Source organism: Streptomyces sp. NPDC002754, from assembly GCF_053592315.1.
In genome coordinates, this window is sequence record NZ_JBSFVM010000078.1 from 1 (window position 1) to 4,482 (window position 4,482).

Annotated in this window: 4 protein-coding genes; all 4 read right to left on the reverse strand. The window is 71.3% G+C overall.

Features of this window, described 5'->3' with window-relative positions; all coding sequences use genetic code 11:
- Positions 1 to 159: 159 nt before the first annotated feature.
- The 4 genes from ACWD2L_RS40800 to ACWD2L_RS40815 all read right to left on the reverse strand — a co-directional run bounded on the left by ACWD2L_RS40800 (position 160) and on the right by ACWD2L_RS40815 (position 4,227).
- Positions 160 to 1,860 carry a proline--tRNA ligase gene (locus ACWD2L_RS40800; RefSeq protein WP_351345969.1) on the reverse strand — a complete coding sequence of 567 codons (1,701 nt, stop codon included), beginning with the start codon at positions 1,858 to 1,860 and terminating at the stop codon, positions 160 to 162.
- A 111-nt stretch (positions 1,861 to 1,971) separates the two neighbouring features.
- Positions 1,972 to 2,535, reverse strand: a complete 564-nt coding sequence (locus ACWD2L_RS40805) for a GNAT family N-acetyltransferase (protein ID WP_351345972.1) — start codon at positions 2,533 to 2,535, stop codon at positions 1,972 to 1,974.
- A 64-nt stretch (positions 2,536 to 2,599) separates the two neighbouring features.
- Entirely contained in the window at positions 2,600 to 3,313 is a 714-nt protein-coding gene (locus tag ACWD2L_RS40810; RefSeq protein ID WP_351345975.1) for a DUF1684 domain-containing protein, read from the reverse strand.
- Between the two features lie 65 nt (positions 3,314 to 3,378).
- The gene (locus ACWD2L_RS40815; RefSeq protein WP_351345978.1) at positions 3,379 to 4,227 is read right to left on the reverse strand and encodes a GNAT family N-acetyltransferase; all 849 of its coding nucleotides are present in this window, start codon (positions 4,225 to 4,227) and stop codon (positions 3,379 to 3,381) included.
- Positions 4,228 to 4,482 lie beyond the last annotated feature (255 nt).

Sequence of the window (4,482 nt, forward strand, 5' to 3'; positions counted from 1 at the left end):
CGCGCCTCAATCGCCGGCGGGGCTTGATTTGCCCGGGCCCCGCCGGCGATTGAGGCGATCAAGCCCCTGCGGCGATTGAGCAGCGGGGTCCGGGGCGGAGCCCCGAGGCGGAGGAACCGGCGACCGCAACCCGGGGACCGGCTCGCCGGCGCGGAGTGGTTACGCCGTGAGGCGGGCGACGGCCTCGGCGACCGTCAGTTCTTCGCGTTCGCCCGTGCGGCGGTCCTTGAGTTCCACGACGCCGTCGGCGCTGCGGCGGCCCGCGACCAGGATCTTCGGGACGCCGATCAGTTCGGAGTCGGTGAACTTCACGCCGGGCGAGATGCCGGGGCGGTCGTCGACGAGGACGCGGACGCCCGCCGCCGCCAGCTTGTCGGAGACCTCGAGGGCCAGCTCCGTCTGGAGCGCCTTGCCGGCCGCCACCACGTGGATATCCGCCGGGGCGATCTCCTCCGGCCAGATCAGGCCCTTGTCGTCGGCGTGCTGCTCGGCGAGCGCCGCCACCGCACGCGAGACGCCGATGCCGTACGAGCCCATGGTGACGCGGACCGGCTTGCCGTTCTGGCCGAGGACGTCGAGCTGGAACGCGTCCGCGTACTTGCGGCCGAGCTGGAAGATGTGGCCGATCTCGATGGCGCGGTCCAGCTTGAGGCCCGTGCCGCAGACGGGGCAGGGGTCGCCCTCCTGGACGACGACCACGTCGACGTACTCGGAGACCTCGAAGTCGCGGCCCGCGACGACGTTCCTCGCGTGCACGCCGTCCTGGTTGGCGCCGGTGATCCACGCGGTGCCGGGGGCGACCCGCGGGTCGGCGATGTAGGTGACCTTCTCCAGGCCCTGCGGCCCCACGTAACCGCGGACCAGGTCATCGCGGCCCTCGAAGTCCTCGGCCGTGACCAGCTCGACTGTGGCGGGCGCGAAGTGGGCCTCGACCTTGCCCATGTCGACCTCGCGGTCACCGGGGACGCCCACGGCGACGATCTCGCCGTCGACCTTCACGAGGAGGTTCTTGAGGGTCGCGGAGGCCGGGACCTCCATGTACGCAGCGAGCGTCTCGATGGTCGGTGTGTCGGGGGTGGGGACCTCGACGAGCGCGGGCACGCCCTCCGCGTCGACCGCCTTCACGGCGAAGCCGACGGCCTCGGTGTTAGCGGCGTAGTCGCAGGCGGGGCAGTCCGCGAAGGTGTCCTCGCCGGCCGCGGCCGGGGCCAGGAACTCCTCCGACTTCGAGCCGCCCATCGCGCCGGCCGTCGCCGCGCAGATCCGGTAGTCGAGGCCGAGGCGCTCGAAGATGCGCTGGTAAGCGGCGCGGTGCAGGCCGTACGACTCGGCCAGGCCCTCGTCGGAGAGGTCGAAGGAGTACGAGTCCTTCATCTGGAACTCGCGACCGCGCAGGATGCCGGCGCGGGGGCGGGCCTCGTCGCGGTACTTGGTCTGGATCTGGTAGAGGATCACCGGCAGGTCCTTGTAGGACGTGCACTGGTCCTTGACCAGCTGGGTGAAGATCTCCTCGTGGGTCGGGCCGAGCAGGTAGTCGCCGCCCCTGCGGTCCTGGAGACGGAACAGCTCCGCGCCGTACTCCTCCCAACGCCCGGTCGCCTCGTAGGGCTCCTTGGGCAGGAGGGCGGGCAGCAGGACCTCCTGGCCGCCGATGGCGTCCATCTCCTCGCGGATGACGCGCTCGACGTTCGCGTAGACCCGCCGGCCGAGCGGCAGCCAGGACCAGACACCGGCGGCGGTGCGGCGCACGAAACCGGCGCGGACCAGCAGCTTGTGGCTGAGGACTTCGGCGTCCGCCGGGTCGTCGCGCAGTGTCTTCACCATCAAGCGGGACATGCGCTGGACCTGGACCTTGGCCATGATTCTTGACTCCTGCGACTGGGGGTCCCCCCTGCTCGAACGTAGTTGAGAGCTTGGGGGCGGGTGATGTCAGGAGGTTAGCCGGGCCGTGGGCGCGGCCGGAAATCGGTCTCAGGGCCGGCGCCTGAGCGGCAGGGGCGCGCCCATCACCGCGTACGGCCGCGGGGCGCTCGGGAACAGCACCTGTCGGGCCAGATCCTCGTAGCCGAGCGAGTGGTAGAGGCCGCGGGCCGGGCTGTCGAAGTCGATCGCGGAGAGGATCGAGCGGGGCTGGGTGGCGCCGTCGGTGATCGCCGTGATGAGCGCCCGGCCGATGCCCCGGTTCTGGTAGCCGGGGTGCACGTGCAACTCCGTGATCACGAAGGAGTCGTCGAGCCAGTGGTCCTCGCCGCCGGACCGCAGATACGGCTCGACGACGGTGGACCACCAGTGGGTGCGGTCGTTCGGCATCCCGTACACGAACCCGACGAGTCTGCCGGATTCCGTCGTGGCGCCGAGGGCACGGGCCCCCGGGTACGTGATGTGCCGCAGCACGATCTGCCGGCGGACGGCGATCTCGTCGTCGCTGAGCCCGAACGCGTATGCCTGCACGGCGAGCGCCTCGTCGACACGGCTGCGCAGGTCCAGGGGGCCGATGGTGACGGCGCGGTCGTCCGTGCGGTTCCGGTGCGGCATGCGGGGAGGGTACCCCGAGGAGCGGTCGGCAGTACGGGCGACCGGGACGGGTGAACAAAGCCGGTCAGGCGATTGAAGGGCCTTCCGCACCGGCGCGGAAGGCCGGGAGCTTCTCGCCCGCCTCGACGGGCAGGTGGAGACGGTTCTGCCGCGGCGGCATCGGACAGTTGTACTGATCGGAGAAGCCGCACGGGGGAACGAAGGCCCGGTTGAAGTCGAGGCGCACCCGGCCCTCGCCGGTGTGCTCCACGAAGAGGAAGCGGCCGGCGCCGTAGGTGCTGTCGCCGTTCGTGGGGTCGCCGAAGACGAGGAGGAGGGTGCCGTCGTCGTCGAACGCAGAGAGCGTGTAGTCGGTGCCGTCGACGGTCAGGGCGATGTCGCCGGGGACGACCTTCTCGCGGGTGCCGCCGTTGTCCCGCAGATGCTCGAAGGAGACGGTGCGGGCGCCCTCGACGGGCGTGTACGTGGCGTCGAGGACCCAGGACGGGTCGTACGCGAAGGCGTCGACGCTCTCGAAGTGCTGGATCGCCGGGGAGTTCGCGTCCCAGAGGCGCAGGCCGTGCTCGGGGGCGCCGGTGACCATGTCGGTGCGCTCCAGGGCCGTCACGGTGACGGTGCCGGGCTGCCCCGCGCGGGCCGCGTCGAGGTCGGGGGTCTCACCGGGCGGAAGCCAGCAGGTCTCGACGAGGGCGAGGTTGCCGGTGGGGGCGGTGAGGGAGCGGTGCCGGTCGGCACGCCATTCCTGCCAGGCGGTTATGCCGGAACCGGGAGCAGACATCGTGAGACACACCTACAAGTCAGTGGAGCTTGAACAGAAGCTTGAACAAATTTCCGCAGGACTGCCTAGAACAGCACGCTCATGAACGCCCCGACCTCCTCGAATCCCACGCGTCGGTACGCGGCGCGGGCCGGGGTGTTGAAGTCGTTGACGTAGAGGCTGACCACGGGGGCGACGTCGGCGAGCGCGTAGCGCAGGACCGCGGCCATGCCGGGGGCGGCGAGGCCCAGGCCCCGGTACTCGGGGGCCACCCATACGCCCTGGATCTGGCAGACCTGCTCGGTCGCGGCGCCGATCTCCGCCTTGAAGGCGACCTTGCCGTGCTCGTCGAGGCGGGCGAACGAGCGGCCCGAGCCGACCAGTTCGGCCACCCGCGCCTGGTACAGCAGGCCGCCGTCACCGGCCATCGGGGAGATGCCGACCTCTTCGGTGAACATCGCCACGCACGCGGGCATGATCGTGTCCATCTCGTCCTTGCGGACGCGGCGGATGTACGGGTCGGGGGTGACGTCCGTGGGCATCCGGTCCGTCACCATCAGCGGCTGCTGGGGGCGGATCTCGCGGGCCGGCCCCCAGCCCGGTTCGAGCAGCTGCCACAGGAGGGCGGTGGGCTCCGCCGGGCCGACGATGGAGGAGCAGCGGCGTCCTGCCCTGCGGGCGCGGTCGGCGAAGCCGCGGATGGCGCGGTCGGTCGCGCAGATCGGGACGAGGTTGGCGCCCGCGTAGCACAGGGATTCCAGCATCCCGTCCTCGTACCAGCCCCACATCTCGCCGCCGAGCCGCCACGGGTCGAGGCCGGCGACCCGGACCCTGGCCGTCACGAAGGCGTTCGCGACGGGCTCGCGGTCGAGGACGGCGAGCGCTGCGTCGAGGTCACTCGGTTCGAGCACCCGAGTGGTGGTCTGAGTCAACACGTGCGGAGGGGCCTCACCAGATGGGCTACTGATCTCCGCACTGTACCTGGCGCTCCGCGGGTGTGGCGGGTCGACGTTTGGCCCATCCGCCTGGGGCGCCCCGCGGGGGTCGTTCACGTGTCCGGTCCACGTCGGCGACTGCCGGTCGCGCCGTTGGTCCCGGTCGAGCGGATCACCCACCTCGTGACGATGGGCGCCTCGCTCGGCCGCGGCCCCGCCTCCCTGTTCGGCGCGGGCGACGGCCCAAGCGAGGGC